At 61.4% G+C, this 22,678-nt stretch carries 20 protein-coding genes; 15 read left to right on the plus strand and 5 right to left on the minus strand.

The features are described from left to right. Positions 1–3: 3 nt before the first annotated feature. From ACWPW0_RS05475 to ACWPW0_RS05530, 12 genes are all read left to right on the plus strand, one after another. Complete coding sequence (locus ACWPW0_RS05475; protein ID WP_454254672.1) at positions 4–2,022, plus strand: hypothetical protein; 2,019 nt, start codon at positions 4–6, stop codon at positions 2,020–2,022. A 2-nt stretch (positions 2,023–2,024) separates the two neighbouring features. Beyond that, positions 2,025–2,930: a hypothetical protein gene (locus ACWPW0_RS05480; RefSeq protein ID WP_454254673.1), complete on the plus strand. Its 906-nt coding sequence runs from the start codon at positions 2,025–2,027 to the stop codon at positions 2,928–2,930. Next, a complete protein-coding gene (locus ACWPW0_RS05485; RefSeq protein ID WP_454254674.1) occupies positions 2,927–3,595 on the plus strand; it encodes a hypothetical protein in 669 nt (222 codons plus the stop codon). The genes ACWPW0_RS05480 and ACWPW0_RS05485 overlap by 4 nt, the downstream gene beginning before the upstream one ends. Next, the gene (locus ACWPW0_RS05490; RefSeq protein ID WP_454254675.1) at positions 3,595–4,623 is read left to right on the plus strand and encodes a hypothetical protein; all 1,029 of its coding nucleotides are present in this window, start codon (positions 3,595–3,597) and stop codon (positions 4,621–4,623) included. The genes ACWPW0_RS05485 and ACWPW0_RS05490 overlap by 1 nt, the downstream gene beginning before the upstream one ends. Positions 4,624–4,846: 223 nt before the next feature. Beyond that, the gene (cpaB, locus tag ACWPW0_RS05495; protein WP_454254676.1) at positions 4,847–6,745 is read left to right on the plus strand and encodes a Flp pilus assembly protein CpaB; all 1,899 of its coding nucleotides are present in this window, start codon (positions 4,847–4,849) and stop codon (positions 6,743–6,745) included. 133 nt (positions 6,746–6,878) lie between these two features. Then, entirely contained in the window at positions 6,879–8,369 is a 1,491-nt protein-coding gene (locus ACWPW0_RS05500) for a type II and III secretion system protein family protein (RefSeq protein WP_454254677.1), read from the plus strand. Positions 8,370–8,376: 7 nt separating this feature from the next. Then, complete coding sequence (locus ACWPW0_RS05505; RefSeq protein ID WP_447589747.1) at positions 8,377–10,032, plus strand: ATPase, T2SS/T4P/T4SS family; 1,656 nt, start codon at positions 8,377–8,379, stop codon at positions 10,030–10,032. Further along, positions 10,029–10,886, plus strand: a complete 858-nt coding sequence (locus ACWPW0_RS05510; protein WP_447589749.1) for a type II secretion system F family protein — start codon at positions 10,029–10,031, stop codon at positions 10,884–10,886. Before ACWPW0_RS05505 ends, ACWPW0_RS05510 begins: the two co-directional genes overlap by 4 nt. Beyond that, positions 10,887–11,765: a type II secretion system F family protein gene (locus ACWPW0_RS05515; RefSeq protein ID WP_454254678.1), complete on the plus strand. Its 879-nt coding sequence runs from the start codon at positions 10,887–10,889 to the stop codon at positions 11,763–11,765. Then, positions 11,762–12,112 (plus strand): DUF192 domain-containing protein, encoded by a 351-nt coding sequence (locus ACWPW0_RS05520; RefSeq protein ID WP_447589752.1) that lies wholly within the window; start codon positions 11,762–11,764, stop codon positions 12,110–12,112. Before ACWPW0_RS05515 ends, ACWPW0_RS05520 begins: the two co-directional genes overlap by 4 nt. Before the next feature lie 41 nt (positions 12,113–12,153). Further along, positions 12,154–12,552: a tetratricopeptide repeat protein gene (locus tag ACWPW0_RS05525; protein ID WP_454254679.1), complete on the plus strand. Its 399-nt coding sequence runs from the start codon at positions 12,154–12,156 to the stop codon at positions 12,550–12,552. A 1-nt stretch (position 12,553) separates the two neighbouring features. After that, positions 12,554–13,273, plus strand: a complete 720-nt coding sequence (locus ACWPW0_RS05530; RefSeq protein ID WP_447589755.1) for a TadE/TadG family type IV pilus assembly protein — start codon at positions 12,554–12,556, stop codon at positions 13,271–13,273. 33 nt (positions 13,274–13,306) lie between these two features. On the opposite strand, the gene ACWPW0_RS05535 is transcribed toward ACWPW0_RS05530, so the two are convergent. Beyond that, positions 13,307–14,632 (minus strand): NTP/NDP exchange transporter, encoded by a 1,326-nt coding sequence (locus ACWPW0_RS05535; RefSeq protein ID WP_454254680.1) that lies wholly within the window; start codon positions 14,630–14,632, stop codon positions 13,307–13,309. Positions 14,633–14,693: 61 nt separating this feature from the next. Then, on the minus strand, positions 14,694–15,617 hold the full coding sequence (locus tag ACWPW0_RS05540) for an aldo/keto reductase (RefSeq protein WP_454254681.1): 924 nt from the start codon (positions 15,615–15,617) through the stop codon (positions 14,694–14,696). Between the two features lie 254 nt (positions 15,618–15,871). On the opposite strand from ACWPW0_RS05540, the gene ACWPW0_RS05545 reads away from it, so the two are divergent. Then, the gene (locus ACWPW0_RS05545; RefSeq protein ID WP_454254682.1) at positions 15,872–16,939 is read left to right on the plus strand and encodes an SMP-30/gluconolactonase/LRE family protein; all 1,068 of its coding nucleotides are present in this window, start codon (positions 15,872–15,874) and stop codon (positions 16,937–16,939) included. 51 nt (positions 16,940–16,990) lie between these two features. On the opposite strand, the gene ACWPW0_RS05550 is transcribed toward ACWPW0_RS05545, so the two are convergent. The 3 genes from ACWPW0_RS05550 to upp all read right to left on the minus strand — a co-directional run bounded on the left by ACWPW0_RS05550 (position 16,991) and on the right by upp (position 21,160). After that, a complete protein-coding gene (locus ACWPW0_RS05550; protein ID WP_454254683.1) occupies positions 16,991–18,916 on the minus strand; it encodes a RecQ family ATP-dependent DNA helicase in 1,926 nt (641 codons plus the stop codon). A 336-nt stretch (positions 18,917–19,252) separates the two neighbouring features. Next, on the minus strand, positions 19,253–20,518 hold the full coding sequence (locus ACWPW0_RS05555; RefSeq protein WP_447589763.1) for a uracil-xanthine permease family protein: 1,266 nt from the start codon (positions 20,516–20,518) through the stop codon (positions 19,253–19,255). 3 nt (positions 20,519–20,521) lie between these two features. Continuing rightward, positions 20,522–21,160: a uracil phosphoribosyltransferase gene (gene upp, locus ACWPW0_RS05560; RefSeq protein ID WP_447589765.1), complete on the minus strand. Its 639-nt coding sequence runs from the start codon at positions 21,158–21,160 to the stop codon at positions 20,522–20,524. Positions 21,161–21,354: 194 nt separating this feature from the next. Between upp and ACWPW0_RS05565 the strand changes: the two genes are divergently transcribed. Both ACWPW0_RS05565 and ACWPW0_RS05570 read left to right on the plus strand, forming a co-directional pair. Beyond that, on the plus strand, positions 21,355–21,912 hold the full coding sequence (locus tag ACWPW0_RS05565; RefSeq protein ID WP_447589767.1) for a hypoxanthine-guanine phosphoribosyltransferase: 558 nt from the start codon (positions 21,355–21,357) through the stop codon (positions 21,910–21,912). Between the two features lie 141 nt (positions 21,913–22,053). Continuing rightward, entirely contained in the window at positions 22,054–22,341 is a 288-nt protein-coding gene (locus tag ACWPW0_RS05570) for a PA4642 family protein (RefSeq protein ID WP_447589769.1), read from the plus strand. Positions 22,342–22,678: the final 337 nt, after the last annotated feature.

Here is a 22,678-nt window from a genome sequence, read left to right on the forward strand (position 1 = left end):
TCCATGGTTTTTGGGCTGTTCTTCATGGGTATCGCGTTGATCGCCCTGATCTTGATGTTCAATCAGGGCGTTCTGACTCGTGATCGTGTGCAGTTGGAAAACGCTGCCGATGCCGCTGCCTATTCCCAGGCCAAATTGTTCGCCCGCCATCAGAATCTGATCGCCTATACCAACCGCGCCATCGTCGCCAACGAGCTGTCGATCGGGCAGGTTGTGGCACTGATGTCCTGGTCCAAGCGTTATTCCAATATTCCCCGCTGGGTCAACAGCTTTCCGGCCTACCAGGTACCGATCCTGCTGATCCCGCCTAAGCCATCGATTGCCGATGTGCTTAACACCGTCACCTTGCCCTACCAGATATTGGGTTACGGGGTGCGTGCCGCTGCTACACCGGTGATGAAGATCTACCCGGATGTAGTGTCGAGCTTCAACATGATCATGGGCTTCTTTCAGAAGACCTTTGCCATCGCCACCTTCGAGGCGCAGGCACGAATACCTGGGCAGATCGTCAAACAGCACCAGCTGGAAAACAAGACCGGTGAAAAGCTGGAAGTGGCGCCCCTTTCCAGCCTGTTGCTGGTGCAGAATTTCATCCTCACGTATTTCGCCGACTACCTGCCCATCGATGCATTGCTGACTCAGCTCAGAAGCGCGAATAGTGGCGGCGGGGGAGCTGGATCCGGAGGGACGGGAGGCTCCAGTGGAGGCAGCAATGCGCCAGAGCCCGATGAGGAAGATATGTTGGCCGACTTCATCGGGGCGCATACGCCCGGCTCGATGTTGGTCAACCTGGCCCCGGAAATGCACAGCAAGAAGGCGTCCAAGAGCAAGGATGACAAAGCTGGCAGCGAGGCAACGCGTTATTTCGCCGCCACCATCAACGACCAGCGTAACGCCTGGCTGTCGGACCGCAATTTCGATGCTGCTGTTGGCTTGAGTACTCCGGAAATTACCCTGCCGCTGGGTTTCATCACCATCAAGTTCAAGGTCGGGTTGCAGGTTGGGGTGTTCAATAACGGCGGCACCGCTTATGTCTATAACCCGATGAGCACATCGGCTGCCGGCAAGACCATGCCGGTGTTCGGTTGGGCATCGCTTGACTTCAGTTCGATGGGTTTCAATCTCGACGTCGACCTGGCAATTCAGCTATGCCTGCCGATGGTTGGTTGCGTCACCATCTTTGACGATGGCATCAACTTCGGCATTGGCTTGCCATTGGGAGGGGCGACCAACCAGCTTGTCACCAGTCCCGAGGACCAGTTCTGGTTCGGCCCTCAATGGGGCACGCCAGCGCAGGGCTTGCTCAGGAGCAAACCTCGCCCCTATGGCGACGCTATGCGCCAGGTGCATGGAGTGACCTATGGCTGGGGTAATTTCCCGATGATGATGTTCGGCATGAACACGGCCGAAGACGTCAACACGGGTTATAGCGGCTCCCCGTCATTCTTTGTCCTGGGTAAGGATCATGCAGAAACCGGACGCAGCAAGGAGTTCACGGTTGCTGTTTCCAAACCGCTGACGGCCATCCGCACCAGTGATAACCCGAACGGCCTGAATCTGCGTCCGGTTGCCGATAGCTCCAACATACTGAACCGCAAGGGTCGTTTCGCGCTGCAGACGGAAGGTGTGGACGATAACCCGATGGATTTCCTGTGGAATGGTGGCGAGCGGATGATGACCATCTCCTCGGCGGAAACCTATTTTGCTCCGCCCAAGGGGCGCACGGAGTCGCCAAACCAGTACAGCCCATTCTGGGATGCGCGTTTGCGCGAGCCGAGCCAGGTGGTGCAGTTCATTGCTTCCGGCAAGATCGACCTGACTCAGATCCTCAACGTCAGCCCATCGAACGTGGCGGGCTTCATGCTGGGTCTGGCCACTGACTACGTCATCAAACCTGGCCGCGACCGCTTGCTGGATAAGTTGCCGACACTGATCAAACCGGTTGCCAAGCCTGCACTGGAAAAGATTACCGACATGGTGCTGGACAAGGCCACTGAAGGTATCACTGGGGCACTGGAATGATCATGGAGCGTGATTGCCGTGGCCAGGCGATGGCTGAGTTCGTGGTAATGACTGCTGGCTGCCTGCTGCTGCTATTCGTGCTGGTACCGGTGGTGGCCAAGTTGTCCGACATGTCTTACAAGGCTCAGGAGCTGGCTCGCTACACTGCTTGGGAGCGTACGGTCTGGTACAACAGCTTTGGCGCCAGTGACACCTTGCCAAGCCAGATCGATACGAAGGATGGCTACCTGGCGATCCGCTCCGACGCTGACATTCTCAATAGCGCCGAACAGCGCTTGATGCCTTTCGAGGCGACAACACGCAGTTTTTCCGCCACCGATATCGACCAGCCGACCGCCAGCAACAAGCTGTGGCGTTGGACACACAGTGGCCAGTCAATGACCGCTGCTGGTAGCACCGCAGCCAATTCCAGCCTGAAGAATGAGAAAACACCGTCTTTAGCCTACGACGTTCTTGGTGTCTACAACGATGTCATGGGCACGGTGAACAAGGCGCTCAAGGTCATCAGTTTTGGCCAGGGGGACGATGACTTCCTGCAGATCGCCCATCCCACTCACAACTTCTACAAGACCGCCGTCGATATCCCGGTGCCGCTGACCAATGGCCAGTTCGGCGGTAAACCACTGCTGGGTGATGCCTTCGCCAATCAGCTCAATATCAGGGCGAACTCGGCGGTGCTGGCCGATGGTTGGGTGGCTCAGAGTGAAGAGCATTTCCGCGAGAAGACCGATGACTTCGTATTGGGTACGTTGATTCAAGAGAACCCGCTCTGGGGAGTAGTGCGCAGTGTGATCGGCATCTTCGAGCCGTCTTTCAAGGACGTGAACTTCGCTCCTGTCAACACCAAGCCGATGCCTGACAAGGAAGTCAATTGCAACGTCACCACCGGTTTCTGCTACTTCAAATGAACAGACTTTCCCGACTTCTACCCGCCACATTGCTGCTGGTCTGCCTGGGTGCCCAGGCCGATTGTGACTATGACGACTTTCCGCGCATGGATGGCATGTTGGTCAGTTCGATTGGCGGCAATGTGCAGTGGAACCACAACCCTCTGGCAGGGCGCAGTTTTCGTGTAGCCGCCACGCTGGAGCAGGTCAAGTCGTTCTATGCCGGCAAGTGGGAGGAGGCAGTGGACTTCACCGAGTTCAACGGCTGGGATCAGATTCTGCACATCAACAAGCACTGCATGATGATGGTGCAGGTGAAGGCACAGAACGATCGCTACAGCTTCGGGCGCATGTTGCTGACCAATCCACCGACCAGTGATGCGGGTAAACAGGCACTGGGTGCTGGTATGCCGGTGCCGCCGGGAGCTCAGGTGATCAGCGACATGCGCAGCGACGACGAGATCCGCGAAGGACGCATGGTGCTGCTGCTGGGTGATGACGATATGAATGCCACCCGGGCCTGGTACGAGTCCGAGCTGCAGAACCAGGGCTGGACGCTGGAGACCCGCAGCAATCAGGCCAATGCCATCGTGCTGGGCTACGCCAAGGGGCGGGAAATCATGACCATCGGCCTGCTGCGCGCGCAGGACAAAACCCAGATATTGGTCAACAGGATGGATCGCTGATGAACCGTGTCCGCCAACTGGGACAGTCCATGACCGAGTACATGGTCGTGCTCGGCGTTACGGGCGCTGCCTTGTTGGCGGCCACCTCCGATGTCACGGGTATTTTCGACAATATCCAGCGTGGCTATCGCACCCAATCCAGTGAGATGAACAAGGTTCAGCACTACGACAACTACAAGGTGCGTTTCAACGCTAATGAAGGTGAGGGCGAGGATTTCGATGATGGCGACACGCCGCCGCCGGACGATACACCGTTGCCAAGTGTGGACGCGCAGCTGCCCTCCATCGAATTTGTCTATGACAAGAACGGCAAGCCGCTGGGCCAGATGAATGGCGACACGTTGGTGGACGCTGCCGGCAACATCCTGGCCTGGTGTCAGCGTACCGAAACGGGGGACTGCGTATTCGTCGACGAGAACGGCAACATCGTCTACGGCGGTGCGTCCAGCAACCGCGTATGGATCGATGAGAACGGCAAAGAATTGCCGATGATGGCGCTGACACTAGGTGGCAAGGTCTACGGTTTCGCCTACCTGTACAAGAACAAGTACTACTCCGCCTCCGATCGGAAATTGCTCGACCCACAACCAACCGGGATGAACGCCAAACCCATGCGCAGGGTGGTGGACCTCGACAGCAAGGGTGTACCGCAGACGGCTGGTTACGAGCTGGGCGGCAAGCTCTATTCGGTCAAGTCGACTTTGGAGCTTTTGCCCACCTTCAAGAACGAGATCAGCCCCGAGAAGGAAGAGCTGGTCAACGTCGTGTTCACCCAGGCACCGACCAGCAAGTGGGAGGGCTACTCCCCCTGCCTGGTGATGCCTCTGGGCTGGAGTGACTTTGTTGGCAATGGGGTTATTCCAGGTGGCATGTGGGAAAACAAGTTCAACGATCCTTCTCAACGCCTCAGCATCGCAGGCATCAAGGGCGCTGGCGGTTTCGTCAACGGCGCCACTGCCAGCGATTGCAACGGCAATACCACCGTGACCCACGATCCGGCTACGGGGAAATGGACGCTGCAGAAATAGAGAGCATTCACTGGCGCAGTTTTTCCATTGCTGCGCCGGTAACACCGCATGACTGACCCTCTCCTCTCATAAAGGAGGGCAGAACGAGACGCCGCCGTGCAGGGCATGCCATGGCACGGAGTGAGCCGACGGTACCTGGCGGCATGCACGACCGAGAACCAGGCGCAATAGAACAGCAATTGACCACGGCCTTCGCCGGGTCGTGGGAGTAATGGGGAGCAACATGTCATCCGTTTCGGGAAAAAAACTGCTGATTATCGCCATCGCCTGCGGGGTGCTCGCAGCACTGCTCGGCTGGCTGTACCTGAAGGCCAAGGAGTCCCAGTACCGGTCGGCTTATCAACCGGCCAGTCAGGTGATGGTGTCGGTGATCGTGCCCAAGGTCGAGATCGACAAGTCCCAGTCGCTTACGCCAGAGAATGTCGCGGTAATGGATGTGCCGCGTGATTACCTGCCGTCCAACGCTGTGACGGCCGATGACTGGCCGGAGTTGGAAAACCGCATGACCGTGCATGCCCTGCAGAAGGGCCGGCCGATCACCTGGGATGCGGTGGAGCAGGATGGTGTGTCGCGCTTCTCGGAAAACGTCGAGCTTGGCAAGCGGGTCAAGACGGTGAAAATCAGCAAGATCAACTCCTTTGACGGCATGCTGCGCCCCGGTGACCGTATTGATCTGCTCGGTTCCTTCGCCGCCACCGACATCGGCCTGCAGGAACAGACCAACTACTCCAACGAAGTGGTCATCAACGTGTTGCAGGATGTCGAGGTGCTCGCTGCCGGTCGCCAGGACGCCAAGGGTCGCAAGTATGAGAACCATTACGACCGCAGCACGCCTGATGGCTTCAACATGAACTTCTCGACCCTGTCGCTGATGCTTACGCCGGCGCAGGTGGCGCGCGTGGAGTTGGCCGAGAAGGCCGGCGAGCTGGTCGCCGTATTGCGTCACCCCAAGGACAGCAGCTCTGCCGAACTCGGTCAGGTCACTGTCTCCAGCCTGCTCGATCCGCTGCCGGCGGAAACCGTCGACGTGGTACTCGATGCCGATGGCAAGGTGCTCGGACGCATCGTTGGTGACAACGTGGTAGACCTGAGTGGCCGCATCATCGGTCGTATCGTCGATGGCCAGGCCATCGGTCTCGACGGCAAGGTCATGGGGCGCATCGTACGTGGGCTGGCCGCCGATGATCCGTTGCTGCGTATGCGTGACCGCGCCACCGTGGTGCGCGATGCCGACGGTAATGTGATCGGGCGAGTGGTCGATGGCAAGGTGGTCGACGCCAAGGGCAATGTCATCGGTGCCTATACGGACGGCAAGGCGGTCGGCCTGGATGGCAAGGAACTGGGGCGCGTGGAGCAGAATGTCGCGCTCGATGCCAGCGGCCGCGTGATCGACATGAGCACCTCGCAGGTACAAGGAGCAAGCGGTGATACCGGTGCCAAGCTGGTCGACGGCAAGCTGGTCGATGCCAATGGCAACGTGCTTGGCGAGCCGGGGGAAATTGTCCGCGACGCCAGCGGCAAGGTCCTCGGCAGGGTTGTCGACGGCAAGTTGATAGATGCCGATGGCAAGGTGCTCGGAACGGTCAAGGATGGTGTGGTGGTCGGCAGTGACGGCAAGGTCATCGGCAAGGTCGAGCAGGCCGTACTGGGTGCCGACGGCAAGCCGATGGCCGATGTCGTGCTGGTGGTTCGCGACGCCAACGGCAAGATTCTTGGCACTGTGGTCGGCAATGACGTGATCGACAGCCAGGGCCGCAAGATCGGCTACATCCGTGATGGCAAGGTCTACGACCTGGCCGGCAACCTGATCCCGGGGGCGGAAATCGTCCTGCAAAAGGATGCCCAGCAAGTGGTGCGCGATGCATCCGGCAAGGTTCTCGGCAACGTGCGTGGGGACACGGTGTACGGCGCCGATGGCAAGGTCATCGGCAAGGTCGTGGACGGCAAGGTTGTGGATGCCAACGGCAACGTGCTTGCCCGTGGCGTCAGCCTTGGTGTGGAGACGCCGCGTGATGCTACTCCGACCACTGCCCGTCGGGATGTCACCCGTACGGTTCAGTTCATTCCCGGTGGTACCGGGAAACAGGGCGTCATTTCGATACAAACACTGCGACTTGAATGACGCTCACTCTCTTCACGGCTGCATCGACGCGAACGGCAAGGCTGCGTTCGCGCGGTGAGCTGCGTTAAGTCGCATGTGAAGGGGTATGGGGAAAAAGATGAGAACAGGCAAGACCACACCAGGGCACAACACAATGCGATCTCTAGTAGGAATGCTGGCAATCCTGTGCCTGAGCCTCTCGGTTCAGGCCAATACACTTCCAACCTCGCTGGTTCTCTACGACGGCGACGTGCGGGTGATCAAGGCACCCGGTGTCGAGCGGGTCGCGGTAGGTAATATCGATTTGATCAGCGCCACTTTGCTGAAGAACGAAGAGGTCGTGATCACCGCTCAACAAGACGGCGAAACCACCGTGCATTTCTGGTTCGAGGATGGTCACCGCGAGCAGGTGAGTGTGGTGGTTGCCAAGGGCAACGGCTACCGCCAGTTGCCGGAGTTGCGCGCGATGCTATCTGGCATCCCGGGTGTGCGCTTGCGTACGGTCGGCCGCCAGGTCGTGGTCGATGGCCGGGTTAGCGCTGAGCAACTGGTACAGATCAAGGATGCCGTCAAACCCTACGGTGACAACATCATCGTGCTTGCCGAGGAGCAGACAGGTGCCGCCGCCAAGTCCGATGCGCTTGAGGTCCTGAGCGAGGTGCAGACCATGCTCGGGCATATCCCTGGCATCACTATCCGGGCAGTGGGGCGGCAGATCGTCATCGATGGCAGCCTGGACCAGGTCGACCTGAACCGTATCGAACTGGTCAAGAAGAGCTACCCCGATGTGTTGGTGCTGGCTCAGTTGACGTCCGAATACGACGCCCCGATGGTCTATTTCGATGTACGCATCACCGAGTTTGCCAAGGACGATGTCGAGGAACTCGGCGTCAACTGGAGCACATCGATCAACGGCCCGACCCTGGCGTTCAACGCCGATGGGGCCACCAACAATCTGTATCGCGGTCAATTCCCCAGCCAAAGCGGTACCTTTGATGGCCTCAATCAGGTGGTCGGTAGCGCTGGCTCCCATGCTTATTGGGGCATTGCCAGCGAGCTGACATCGCGCATCAACCTGCTGGAGAAGAACGGCTCTGCGTTGACCCTGGCATCGCCACGGCTGTCCGCTCGCAGTGGCGGCAAGGCGCAACTGACCGTTGGTGGCGAAGTGCCCGTGGTGACCAGCAGCATCAGTGGCCCCTCGGTGGAGTACAAGGACTTCGGCATCTTGCTCAACATCGAGCCCAAGCTATATGGCAGCGATCAGGTCGCCACCAAGGTGCAGGCCGAGATCAGCCAACTCGACAAGGCCAACCAGGTGGGCGAATACCCGGCTTTCAAGACTCGTCGCACCGAAAACGACGTGCAATTGCGTATCGGTGAAACCCTGGTGCTCTCCGGCCTGGTAACCGAGGACAGCCAGATATCCAACGAAGGCCTGGTCTGGCTGAAGGATCTGCCAGTCGTTGGGGCGCTGTTTCGCAACAAGAGTTTCAAAGGCAGCCGCACCGAACTGGTGATCTTCATCACGCCGCGTCTGCTGACCGACGCGCCGGACTCGGTGAATGCCCAGGAGCTCAAGCGCCAGGACAAGATGATCGAACGTTACCGGCGGGATGTCGGCGCCATTGAGCTGATCGACTGAGGCCACCATGTTCGAGATCGAAGTCACTTACCGCGACGGCAAACCGCTGGAAAAACTGACCTGCACCAGCGCCTATTGCGAACTGGGGCGCGCGCGCAGCGGGTTGATCCGCCTGCGCGGCTGGAAGGTCGCGCCGGTTCACGCGCGCATTGAACATTCCATGGCGGGCCTGTTCGTCGAAGACGTCAGCCGGGGCTATGAGGTACGCGTCAATGAGCGCGTAGTCGCGCGCCACGGTCCGCTGGTTCCCGAGGACGCCATCGCTATTGGCGGCTACCTGGTCCGGGTGCGTGCGCTGCATCCGCAGCAGAGTGACGAGCCGGAAAGTCTCACTCCGCTCACTGTGGGTGAGAGCATCGTGGCCGAGGACGTAGCGCCAGACCTGCATCATGCCTACATGGAGTGGGCGCAGTTCATTCAGGGCGAGCTGTTCCGCGCCCTCGACCTGCGTCGGATGAATCTCGACAGCATGGACCACGAGCAGGTTCGTACCACGCTCTCCGGGCTGATCGACGAGATCCTCCAGCAAGTCGGTGGGCGTCTGCCAGCGTTGAATACCGATACCCTGCGCAAGATCGTGCTTGATGAGGCGATTGGTCTCGGCCCACTGGAAGACCTGCTGGCTGACAGCTCGGTCAGTGAAATCATGGTCAACGCCCACGACGATATCTATGTCGAACGTGCCGGTCGGCTGGAGAAAACGCCGATCAACTTCAGCTCCAACGCTGCGGTGCTGTCGACCATTGAGCGGATCATCTCACCGCTGGGTCGGCGTATCGACGAAAGCTCGCCGATGGTCGATGCGCGCCTGAAGGACGGTTCCCGGGTCAACGCCATCATTCCACCACTGGCGCTGCGCGGGCCCTGTCTGACCATTCGTAAGTTCTCCGAAAAGAAGCTGACTACCGATGATCTGATGCGCTTTGGCACCATCAACGCACAGATGGTCGAGTTCCTGCGTACGTCGGTCGAGCAGCGGCTCAACGTGGTGGTTTCTGGCGGCACCGGCTCGGGCAAGACGACCTTGCTCAACATCTTGTCCAACTTCATTCCGGTGGAGGAACGGGTGGTCACGGTGGAGGACGCCGCAGAGCTGAAACTGGTGCAGCCGCACGTGGTTTCCCTGGAGGCACGCCCGGCGAACATGGAAGGTAAGGGTCAGGTATCCATCCGCGATCTGGTGCGCAACTGTCTGCGTATGCGTCCGGACCGCATCGTGGTCGGTGAGTGCCGCGGCGGCGAGGCACTGGACATGCTGCAGGCGATGAACACCGGCCACGACGGATCGTTGACCACCGGTCACGCCAACAGCCCGCGCGACATGCTGCGCCGTCTCGAAGTAATGGTATTGATGGCCGGCATGGACCTGCCGGTGCAGGCTATTCGCGAGCAGATCGCCTCGGCGGTGCAATTGATCGTTCAGCAGACCCGTTTCGGCGATGGTTCCCGGCGCATCACCAGCATCAGCGAGATCACCGGGATGGAGCAGAGCACCATCCAGCTCAATGAGATCTTCCGCTTCCAGCAGACCGGCTTTGACGAGAACGGCCGGGTCAAGGGCCATTTCCAGGCCACCGGCCAGGTTCCCGAGTTCTACGAGGCGCTGGCCAAGCGCGGTATCCCGGTCAACCTGGATATCTTCCGCGCGGGGGCGACGTTATGAGTGACCTGCTGCTGCTGGCCTGCCTGGCGGCGCTCGGTGCAGCGGTGGGGATCGCAGCCGTGCTGCTCGCTGATCGGGTGACGGACTTTTTCTCGTTCTATCGCCAGCAGTTCACGCGCAATGCCGAGCTTGAGATGGCCGACATGTTCATCTTCGCCAACGGTCGGCAGTTGTTCATCCTCAACCTGATGTTGCTGGTGCTGGTGCCGCTGTTCCTGCATGCGCTATTTCAGATACTGGTGGTGACAGTCGCGGGGACGCTGGTGGCGTTGTTCGTGCCACGCCTGATCTTCAAGCAGATGAGCAAGGCGCGCCTGAAGAAGTTTGAGGAGCAGCTTCCTGATGCCTTCATGATGCTCTCCAGCAGCCTGCAGTCCGGGGCGAGTCTGACCATGGCGCTGGAGAACGTGGTGCAGCAGTCGCCCGCGCCGCTGTCCCAGGAGTTCGGTCTGCTGATCAAGAACATCCGCCTCGGTGTGACGCTCGAAGATGCGCTGCTCAAACTGGAGAAGCGCATCCCCATGCCGTCGTTCATCATGGCCAGTTCGGCGATCCGTATCAGCCGTGAAGTCGGTGGCAACCTGGTGGAAACCATCAATACTATGGCTGCCATGCTGCGACGCAAGCGAGTAATGGAGGGCAAGATCGACAGCCTGACCGCCCAGGGCCGCGCCCAGGGCACCTTCATGGCACTGCTGCCGGTGTTTCTCGCCGGCATCCTCAGTGCCATCGAGCCGGAAGCCATGAGCCAGCTCTACACCACCCGCAACGGCCTGATGGTGCTGACGGTGATGGTGGTGATGGAAGTCCTCGGCTTCATGTCCATCAAACGAATTACCCGGATCGACGCCTAAATGACCGAACTGCTCGCACTTCTCAGCAGCGCCGGCCTTGGCATGGCCGTCACCTGCACCTTGCTGATCTTCATCTGGTTGCTATCGCTGCTGCCAGAAGAGAACCGTGCCTACATGGACCCGGTGCCTGGCTGGGTAAGGCCGATCTGGCCACTGGTACGCCTGATCAGCCACTTCTTCTGCAGCAACGTACCGCCGCGTTTCATGGACCGCCTCGACCAGAAACTGCAGAAGACCGGTGCGCTCTACGTGCTCACTGCCGAGGATTTTCTCGCTCTCTGCATCACCCTGGCTCTGCTCTTTCCACTGGTCGCCGCGGTGCCGATGGCAACCGGTAAGTCCGGGATCATCTGGTCGGTGTTGCTGGTGATGCTGGCGATGGGCGCGCTGTTGCCGATGATGTGGATCAGCGACACGCACAAGCGCCGCGACCGTGACATCATCCGCAACCTGCCGGTCTTCCTCGAATACCTGACCATGTGCGTGGACGCTGGCCTGAACTTCCTCGGTGCCCTGCAACAGGCGGTGGATAAGGGGCCCGATGGCGCGATGAAAAATGAGTTCCGCATCGTGCTGCGTGATATCCGCTCCGGCCTGCCTCGCTCGGAGGCGCTACAACGCATGGAGGAGCGGGTCAACCTCAAGGACCTGACCACCTTCGTGCGCTCGGTGATCCAGGCCGAGAAGATGGGTAGCAGCTTGCGCAACACCTTGCAGATCCAGGCCCAACAGCGCCTCGAAGAGCGTTTCCAGCGAGCCGAGAAAACCGCGATGCAGGCTCCGGTGAAGCTGATCATCCCGCTTATCATGTTCATCTTCCCGCTGACCTTCGTGATCCTGCTGTTCCCCATCGTGGTCAAGTTCATGGGCCAGTCATGAATGCCCAGGTAATCCATCGGGCTGACGGGCGCGTTCCCACACGTCTGCACCTGGAACGTGCGGTAACACCCTGGACGCGCCTGCGTGGCCTGCTTGGGCGACGCGGGTTGCCTGCCGCCCAGGGCCTGTGGATCAGCCCGTGTAATTCGGTGCATTGCTGCTTCATGCGCTTTGCCATCGACGTGCTCTATCTGGATGCAGAGCAGCGCATCCTGCAAATACGGAACGACCTGCGCCCCTGGCGCTTCAGCATCTGCTGGCGTGCCCGCAGCGTGGTCGAACTGGCTGCCGGTGAATGTCGGCGCCTGCATATAGAACCTGGAGACAGTCTTAGATGCGTACCCTGAGTCTCGCCCTCGCAAGCCTTCTGCTATCTGGTTGCGCCGGCATGGTTCCGACATCCAATCTGGTGGCCCTGCAGAATTCGGCCAACCAGGACTACGCCAGTGGCCGCTTCGAGCAGGCCAGCGAGCAGTACCGTCGCTTGGCCAAGGTTATGCCCAGCGATGCGGGCGTGCGCTATCAACTTGGCAACAGCCTGGCCCGGCAGGGCGATGTGCAGGGCGCTATCGGCAGTTATCGCGAGGCGCTCTTGCGTGACCCTCAGCACGCCCGGGCCTGGCATAACCTGCTGCAGGTGCAGCTGCGCGAGGCGCTGTTCACGGCGGCCGAGATGCAGAAGACCCTGAATCCCCAGCAGCCTCAAGCCGATCGGGCCCTGGGGCTTGGCGAGCGCTTGCTCGATGTCATGGAGCAGCCGAGCCGCGATGCCGGACGGGAGCCTTGAGATGAAACGGCGTGCTCAGCGTGCACAGGCGATGGTCGAGTTTCTTATCATCATCCCGGTACTGATCCTGCTGATCTTCGGTGCGGTGCAGGCCGCTCTCATCTACTCGGCGAAGAATGGCCTGAACTACGCCACCTTCCAGGCCGCGCGCATCGGTGCGATGAACAACGCCCAGTACGCTGACATGCGCCGTGGCCTGCTACGCGGCATGTATCCGATGTTTTCCCAGTACCAGGATGAGGACACGCGGCTGGAAAAGACGGCCGAAGAGATCGACAACTACGTGCTGATTACCCGCGTCAGTCCGGACAACGCCGCTTTCAGTGCATGGGCGGAGCCCCATGATGACCCGCTCGGAGATGGCGAAAGCGGCCAGGCAATCCCCAACGACAATCTCATGTTCCGGCCCATGCAGCAGAGCCCTGTATCGATCCAGGACGCCAACCTGCTGAAAGTCCGTGTGCAGTACTGCATGAAATTGATTGTGCCGATGGTCGATTACCTGCTCAGCTCGAGCTCGAAGTTTGTTGATCGCGGCAACACTGACAAGGCTCCAGCCAGTTTCCGTGATGTGTCGCGCACCACCAGCGCCAACTACGACGATGTATGTCGCAGTCGTCGTGGCTATGTGCTGACTGCCGAAGCCACGGTGCGGATGCAGAGTGCGGCAGTGGACGACAAGGAGCAGTGCTCCAATGGCGGACGGATGGTCTGCCCCTGATCGCGTGATCTGAGGGCTCGCAGTACAGTTGATCTAGCGCGGCGTCTCACCTGCTGAGTCCACTGCACTACGATCAGCGCGGCCGCCCAGGTACCAGCCCAGCAAACCCCACAGCGCCGCACAGGCCGCGCCCACGAGGGCCACCAGCAGCGTGCCTTGGCCGAGCAGATCGAGCAGGCTTTTCGCCCAGCCGCTGACGGCGTCTCCGGCTCGATAGACCACGGTGTCGATGAAGTTCTTGGCCTTGTATTTCGTCTCGGCATCGAGCGGGGCGAAAAGCATTTCTCGTCCTGGGCGGACGAAGGCGTACTCACCGATGCGACGCACGATCATCAGCGCTGCGAGCATGGCGAAGGTCGGCGCCAGCGCCAGCCCGATAAACCCCAGGCAGACCAGCAGCGGCACGCCCGCCAGCAATACCCGTATGCCCAGCCGCTGGGCTACCCGACCGGTGATGAACAGCTGGGCGATCAGGGCACCGGCCTGTACGCAGAAGTCGATGGCACTGAACACACGCACCTGCTCGCTGCGCTCGGGAAACAGCTCGGCGACCAGGTGGGCCTGCTCGAAGTAGAGAAAGGTGCTGACTGTCGCCAGCAGCACGACGAATGCAGAAACCCCGAGCAGGTAGGGCGACCCGAGTACTCGGGTGAGGCCACTGAAGGGGTTGCCCGGAACAGGTCGGCGTGGTGTTTCCGTTTGCCGGGCGCCCGGCCTTCCAGCACCGCCACGTTCGCGCCAGGCCATCAGGTAATGCTTGAGCAACAGGGCGGCGGCGAGCAGCAAGGCGGCCAGCACCATCAGGCCGGCCTCGCCCAGTGCCCCCATCAAGAGCGCACTCAAGGCCGGTCCGCTCAGGCCGCCGACACTGGCCCCTGCGGCGATAAAGGCGAACAGGCGCCTGGCTTGCGGGGCGTCGAATACATCGGCCATCAGGCTCCAGGCGACCGAGACGACGAACAGGTTGTAGACCGAGATCCACACATAGAACACCCGTGCCAGCCAGACGTTGTCGTCGAGCAGGGCGAACGCGCTAGCGAAGACCAGTAGGTTGAGGCAGAAAAAACCGTATATCCAATCGATGTAATGAATGCGCGGTACCCGTGAATTGAGCCAGGCGAACAGGGGCACGGCGATCAGCATGACCACGAACGTTGCGGTGAACAGCCACTGCAGGTTGTTGACGCCACCGGCGATGCCCATCGCCTCGCGGATCGGCCGCAACATGAAGTACCCGGCGAACAGGCAGAAGAACAGGGCGAAGCCGCCAAGGGCAGGCAGCAATTCGCCAGGCCGGGCATCGATCGCTCGACTCAGGCGCTGGGTGAGGATATGGAGGGGCGAAAACGGTGGTGTCATGGGGCGGTTTTATCCGGGGCAGAGCGCGCAGGCACTGGAGAGCGACGTGCCCGCGCGTGGTTCAGGCGAAAACCTCGATGATCCGTTCGCGCTGCCGGGCATCGGGCAGTTGCCCATGGCCGGCCAGCAGGTTGTCGGTCATGTAGCGTGGTTTCGAGGTGGCAGGAATCACCGCGGTTACCGCCGGATGGGCGAGGATGAACTTGAGCATCACTTGTGCCCAGGACGTGGCGCCCAGCTCCTGTGCCCAGCCGGGGAGCGGCTTGTCCTTGACCTTGGCGAACAGTTCGCCACGCTGAAACGGACGATTGATCAGGGTGGCGATGCCGTGGTCGGCGCAGAACGGCAGCAGGCGTTTCTCGGCATTGCGTGCACCCACCGAATAGTTGAGCTGGACGAAGTCGACCTTGTCCTTTTCCAGCGCACGTAGCAGATCGTCATGGGCCGAATCGATGTAGTGGGTGATGCCGATGTAGCGGATGCGCCCCTGTTCCTTGAGTTCGCGCAGCAGTGCCAGCTGGGTGCTGGTGTCCTGCAGGTTGTGCACCTGGATCAGGTCGATCTTGTCGGTCTTCAGGTCCTTGAAGCTGGCTTCGATTTGCCGCAGGCCAGCCTCGCGCCCCGTGGACGAGACCTTGCTGGCGAGAAACAGGCGGGCGCGCAGGTTGTCCTGGGCGGCGAGCGCGCCGGTTACCCGTTCGGCATTGCCATAGCTGGGCGCGGTGTCGACCAGCGTGGCGCCGCCATTGGCCAGGGTGCGTACGACCTCCAGTAACGGTGCTAGGTCGTTCGGGTCCAGGCTGACATCGAACGTGCGTGAGGTGCCCAGGCCGATTACCGGGAGTTCTTCGCCGGTAGACGGAATCTTGCGGCGTAGCAGGCCGCTACCGTCCGCAGCCCAGGACAGCGTAGGCAGCAGTGGCGCGAGTGCGGCCAGGGTGGCGGCGGCAGTGGAGTGTTGAATGAACCGGCGGCGCGTGTGCATGGCGAGCGTTCTCCCACGTTGATGAGCACTGGACAGTGATAGACCGTCCAGCCCGTCTTGGGGAGGGCAGGGCAATATCCGGTAACCAAACCGGCTGTGTTTGGAGCCGGTCTGACGTGGCGGGAAAACGAGTAGGTGAGTGCCTTCGTCGATGCGGTGCGCGCGGCAAAGTCAGTGCTTTGGCGCGTCGCGCACGTTCGCCGTTCGCGTGCCTGGATTAGGCTGCTGGTACAACAACGACAAGAGACATCGCCATGCGCAAGCTGCTGTTGCTGATCGTACTCGCAGGCTTCGGCTACCTGTGGTTCTGGCCGACTGCTTTGCAACCGGTGGCCTGGCAACCACAACCGGTGCCGGCCGCTGAAGGCGTCTGGGCGCCGAATGGGCGACTGGATCGTGCAGTGCTGGAACAATCCGGCTTGCCTGGCCCGGATACCGTGGTGGTAGACCTTGAGGGCCGCCGCTACAGCGGTGTCGGCGATGGCCGCATCGTGCGCTGGCGAGCCGGAGAGGCGGCAGAGACCTTCGTCAAGATCGAGGGGCGCCCGGTCGGGATGAACTTCTCCGTCGACGGCAGCCTTTACGCTGCCGACGAGGAAAAGGCGCTGGTCTGGCGCGTGTCGCCACAGGGCGAGGTGGGGGTCGTGGTGCAGAGCACGGCCACACAGCGCTTCAACTTTCTCAACGATGTGTTCATCGCCCGTGACGGACGGCTGTTCTTCAGCGATGCATCGAGCCGCTGGAGCCTGGCAGACAACAAGCTGGCGTTGCTGGAGCACAGCGCTGATGGCCGGGTCTTCGTACGCCACCCCGATGGCCGCATCGAGTTGCTGCTCGACGGCCTCGAATTCGCCAACGGCGTGGTGCTGGCGCCGGATGAGTCCTACCTGCTGGTCGCCGAAACCGGCGCCTATCGGATCACCCGCCTGTGGCTGAGTGGTGAACGCGCCGGCCAGCGCGAGGTGCTGCTGGACAACCTGCCGGGCTTTCCCGGTGACCTGTCCATTGCCCCGGACGGCAGCTACTGGTGTTCGTTCTTCTCGCCGCGCAAGGCTGTACTCGACGCGTTGGCGCCCTGGCCACAACTGCGCAAGGTCGCTGCACGCCTGCCGCGTGCGTTGCTGACCAAGCCGGTGGTCTACCCCTATGTCTTTCGCTTCGATGGCGACGGTCGCGTACTGGAAACCTTGCAGGCTTCGCCAGGCAGCGACCTGCCGAGTTTCAGCAGCGTGGTGCAGCGTGGTGATCAGTTGCTGCTGGGTTCGCCCGGTGGCGTCGGCGAGATCGATTCGGACCGTGCTTACCGGGTGCCGTTAAAGTGAGTGACGGCAGGCCTTCACTGGATAGGCGTGCCATCACCGGCCCATGCAGTGTCAGGCCTGCGTAGCCCAGTCGCGCACCTCAGCGTAGGGGTAGTCCTCGAGCGCGGCGAATCCGGCAATCTGCCGCGCCTTGAGCTTGGTGAACAGCGGCACGCTGATGCCGCAGAGAAAGCGCGTCAGGCACTCGCTGCTCGGTGCTTCGCCACTGTATTGCTCATGGCGCTGAGAGAAGGTGGCGCACAGCGCGTGCAGATCCTGTTCGGCCAGGGGGCGCAGCGCTGGTGGCGACGGCAGATGGGCAACCTGGCCGTGGCACACCGAGCAATGGCCGCAGCGTTGCGGTGCATTGGCGTCGCCGAAGTAGGCGGCCAGGCGTTGGCTTAGGCACTGGTCGGTGGCGAACAGGTCGAGCATGGCGTGGATGCGACGGATTTCGCTGGCTTCCTGCTGTTTGAAGTAGCCGTGCAATTCTTCGCTTAGCAGTTGTGGATCGAAGTTCGGGTCAAGCAGCGCGTAGACCTCGGTCATCTGCTTGCTTTCCAGCTCGATCCAGCCGCGCTCCTGGAAGAAATCCAGGGCCTTGACCACCCGGCTGCGCTCGGCCTGGTGCTGGTTGTACAGGGCGTCGAAATCCACCGTGCACCAGGTCCGTGCGCGTGCCGAGGTGGCGACGATGGCCTCGACGAATTGTCGCCGTTCGCCCTCGAATTTGCCCAGCAGCGCCTCGGGTTCAACCTGATACTTGAAGCGGTATTCGGCGAAATAGGCATAACGCGGCGCGATGATGCCGCGCAGCTCCAGTTGTACCAGCAGAGTTTTAAGCGGCAACTGGCGGATATTGCTCTGCTCGGACAACTGATTGAGCATCAGTTCCCACTGACCGTCTGGCGCACTGGCCAGCAATTCGTCGAGTACGCGACGGATGCCGCCCAGCTCCGGGGTGTCGCCGTAGACGAAGTTCTCCAGCACATTGAGGCTGTCGCGGTTGGCCAGCACCAGGCAGTCGGACGGCTGACCGTCACGCCCGGCGCGGCCGATTTCCTGGCTGTAGTTCTCGATGGACTTGGGCAGGTCGAAGTGCACCACGTTGCGGATGTCACTCTTGTCGATGCCCATGCCGAAGGCGATGGTGGCGACGATGCAGTTGATCCGCCCATCCATGAACTGGCGCTGGATCGCCTCGCGCGCCTCAAATGGCATGCCGGCGTGGTAGGCGCTGGCGGCGATGCTGCGCTGGCTGAGCTGTTCGGCCACCTGCTCGGCGGTCTTCTGCTGGGTGACGTAGACGATGCTCGGCTGGCCGGCCTTGGCACCCAGCCACTCGACCAGGCGGCGTTGTTTGTCGCGCCCGGCCACCGGCTCGACCAGCAGGTTGAGGTTGGCGCGGTAGAACCCTGTGGTGACCACGTCGTCTGCTGCGATGGCGAACTTCTTCTGCATGTCGGCGATCACCGGCGGCGTCGCCGTGGCGGTGAGCAGCAGCACCTGGGGAATGCCGAACTGGCGCTGGTAGTCGGGCAGCTTGAGGTAGTCCGGGCGGAAGTTGTGCCCCCACTCGGAGATGCAGTGCGCCTCGTCGACCACCAGCAGGGAGATCGGCACCTGGCTGATGAAGTTGCGAAAGCGTTCGTTCTTCAGGCGTTCGACCGAAATCATCAGGATCTTCAGCTCGCCGGATTTGGCCTTGGCCATGGTCTCGGCCGCCTGCTCGCGGCTCTGCGCCGAGTCGATGCTGGCGGCGCTGATGCCGTGGGCATGGAGGAAGGCCAGTTGGTCCTGCATCAGCGCCAGCAGCGGCGAGACCACCAGCGTCAGGTGCGGCAGGTGCAGGGCCGGCAACTGGTAGCACAACGACTTGCCCGAGCCCGTGGGGAAGATCGCCGCCGCCGAACGCCCGCCGAGCACGGCGTTGACCACGCGCTCCTGGCCGGGGCGCAGCTGGGAGAAACCGAAGACGCGGGCGAGGGTATCGAGCATGAGATCAGGCCAGGTGATGCGAAAGGTCGATGACCATAGCGCGTGCTGCCGGGAGAGGCCAGGGTGGTGTGGTGGCGGGCGTGGGGTGGATGGCTTTTTCATCTGCCATTGCGGTGCCACATTGATGAGAGTGAGGCGATAGGCATTTAAGTGCGTGAAGCCTTTCCCCCACCTCTACAGCACAGCCGATCAAGTTGACCCGGTCAGGTTCAGGGTCGCGTCACCTAGCCCGCTTGGTGAATCGATAGCGCGTGATCCACCTTGCGTTCAAGAGTCTATGGCCCATAAAAAGCCCCGCATCAGCGGGGCTCTGTCTTCAGTGCGCGAGCTTTTTGCTCAAATCTCCGGATCGAGCGGCGGGTGCTTGTGCCAGGCGCTGCCGCCGGGCAGCAGCAGGTTGAGCACCAGGGCACTGATCGCGCACAGGGATATACCCGAGAGGGCGAAGCTCTGCCCGCCGATAACCATGCCGCCGATGCCGAAGACCAGGGTGACCGAGACGATGATCAGGTTGCGCGCCTCGGCCAGGTCGACCTGGTGGCGGATCAGGGTGTTGAGGCCAACCACGGCGATGGAGCCGAACAGCAGGCAGAGAATGCCGCCCATTACCGGCACCGGGATCGCCTGCAGGCCTGCGCCGAACTTGCCGATGAAGGCCAGGAGAATGGCGAACACCGCCGCCCAGGTCATCACCTTGGGGTTGAAGCTCTTGGTCAGCATCACGGCGCCGGTCACTTCGGCGTAGGTGGTGTTCGGCGGACCACCGAGCATGCCGGCGGCCGATGTGGCCAGGCCGTCGCCCAGCAGGGTGCGGTGCAGGCCGGGTTTGCGCACGAAGTTCTTGCCGGTGACGGTGCCGACGGCGATGACGCCACCGATGTGCTCGATAGCGGGCGCCAGGGCTACGGGCACCATGTAGAGAATGGCGCCCAGGTGGAACTCCGGGGCGACGAAGTTGGGCAGCGCCAGCCAGGGCGCGGCGGCAATGCCGCTGGTGTCGATCACGCCAAAGAAGGCGGCCAGGGTGCACCCCACGGCGATGCCGGCAAGGATCGGCACCAGGCGGAACAGGCCGCGACCGAGCACGGCTACCAGCAGGGTGGTGACCAGTGCCGGCATGGAAATGAACATCGCCGTCTCGTAGGGCACCAGTTGTGTGCTGGCATCGCCGCTCTTGCCCATGGCCATGTTCACTGCCACGGGCGACAGGGCCAGGCCGATGGCGATGATCACCGGGCCGATCACCACCGGTGGCAGGATGCGGTCGATGAAGCCCGGACCTTTGAGCTTCACTGCCAGGCCGAGGAAGGTGTAGACGAAGCCCGCCGCGACGACGCCACCGAGTACCGCCGGCAGGCCGAACTCGCCCTTGGCGGCGATGATCGGGGCGATGAAGGCGAAGCTCGAGGCGAGGAACACCGGCACCTGGCGGCCGGTGGCAATCTGGAATAACAGGGTACCGACGCCGGCGGTGAACAGTGCGACGTTGGGGTCCATGCCGGTGATCAGCGGCATCAGCACCAGTGCACCGAAGGCGACGAACAGCATCTGCGCGCCGGATATCACCTGGCGCCAGAGGGGGTCATTGAATTCGTCCTGCATGGATCAGGCATCCTTCTGCTTGGTGCCGAAGATCTTGTCGCCGGCATCGCCCAGCCCGGGAATGATGTAGCCGTGTTCGTTGAGGCGCTCGTCGATGGACGCGGTGAAGAGGGTCACGTCGGGGTGCGCATCGTTCACCACCTTGATCCCTTCCGGCGCGGCGACCAGGACCATGGCGCGGATTTCCTTGCAGCCGGCTTTTTTCAGCAGGTCGATGGTGGCGACCATGGAATTGCCGGTGGCGAGCATCGGGTCGATGATCAGCGCCAGGCGTTCGTTGATTTCCGGGGCGAGTTTTTCCAGGTAGGTGTGGGCCTGCAGGGTTTCCTCGTTGCGCGCCACGCCCACGGCGCTGACCTTGGCGCCGGGAATCAGGCTGAGCACGCCGTCGAGCATGCCGATGCCGGCGCGCAGAATCGGTACCACGGTAATTTTCTTGCCGGCGATCTTCTCCACCTGCACCGGTCCGGCCCAGCCCTGGATCTCGTAGTTTTCCAGGGGCAGGTCGTTGGTCGCCTCGTACGTCAGCAGGGCGCCAACCTCCTGGGCCAGCTCACGGAAGTTCTTGGTGCTGATGTCGGCACGGCGCATCAGGCCGATCTTGTGGCGGATCAGCGGGTGACGAATTTCTCGGATGGGCATGCAGGAGCTCCGGGCGGATAAAAAATTGTCGCTAGAGTAAAGCACTGGCCATGCCAGGATGAAGGCATCCGTCAATTTAAACTGAGCAGGTAGTCAGAAAGACGGGCTGCAGGCTTGCCCTGTTTCCTCTGTCTGAGTACCTTTGCCGGCTATTTTTTAATCAGTTAACTGCCAGCCGTTTCCGGAGTACTGCCATGTCCGTCGATCTCGACCATATCCGCACTGTCATGACCGAGGCGGACTGCCTGTACAGCAACGAGCAGGTCGAGGCGGCCATCGATCAGGTGGCCGAGGCCATCAACGGCGAGTTGGCCGAGCGTAATCCGGTGGTGTTCTGCGTGATGAATGGCGGGCTGATCTTCGCTGGCAAGTTGCTGCCGAAGCTGACATTCCCGCTGGAACTGTCCTACCTGCATGCCACGCGCTACCGCAGCGAAACCACCGGCGGCGAGCTGTTCTGGAAGGCCAAGCCGGAAATTTCCTTCATCGACCGCGAAGTGCTGATCATCGACGACATCCTCGACGAGGGGCATACGCTGGCGGCGATCATGGAGTTCTGCAAGCACGCCGGTGCCAGCGCCGTGCACACCGCAGTGCTGATCGACAAAACCCATGACCGCAAGGCTCGCCCCGACCTCAAGGCCGATTACGTCGGCCTGCCCTGCGAAGACCGCTACATCTTCGGCTACGGCATGGACTACAAGGGCTACTGGCGCAACGCCGCGGGCATCTACGCGGTGAAAGGCCTCTGAGACGCTGTCCTGGATCTGCTCGCGAGATCCGGAGCAGGTTCTTAGGAGAGCTATTCATGCGCATTTCCGGTGCACGGCCGCGTTGAGCGGCGGGCCGGGGCAGGGGTAAACTGCGCGCCCCCGTGCTAGCTGGAGTGCGTCATGCGTAAAGACAAGAAACAGGTGATTGGCGAGGAAATCAGCGAGGACGCGATCAAGCTGTTCCTGGCGGTCGAGCCGGCCGATGCCACATCACCGTCCCTGCACAAGCTGGTCAAGGCCTATCGTGGCCTGCGCATCGACGACTTCGAGCAGTTTCTCGGCTTCTTCAAAGAGGCTGGTTATGACCTGAATGCCACGGACGCCGAAGGGCGTGATTTCGTTGCCCTGATTCAGGATCAGCGCCTGGCCGAGCCCTATATCGAGGCGATCAAGGCTGCCCGCGGCTGATTCGACTAAAGAATTACGGCGGGCAGATGCCAGTCGCGCATTTTTTGCGTCTGAAAATGCGTCATTAATGGTATCGTGCGCGCCGGAAAAACCGGTCTGCTGAATGCCCTGTGTCCGGGTGCTACGCAGACGAGCTGCAGGTTCATGCCAGGAGTTGGCCAAACTGCGCCGCGACGGGATTTCAGAGATTTGGGGATGCGTGCCGCCCACCGGTCGCGCGCGTACTGGTTGAGGTTGCGAGAATCGGGTCAGGCCGGGTTTCTGGCCCCTGATGGTCGCCCCTCCGATATTCCGGGCATTTGCCTGGCTGTCAGTGATTAGTGGTTGATGCGCGGCT

Source organism: Pseudomonas sp. Marseille-Q8238 (assembly GCF_965111915.1).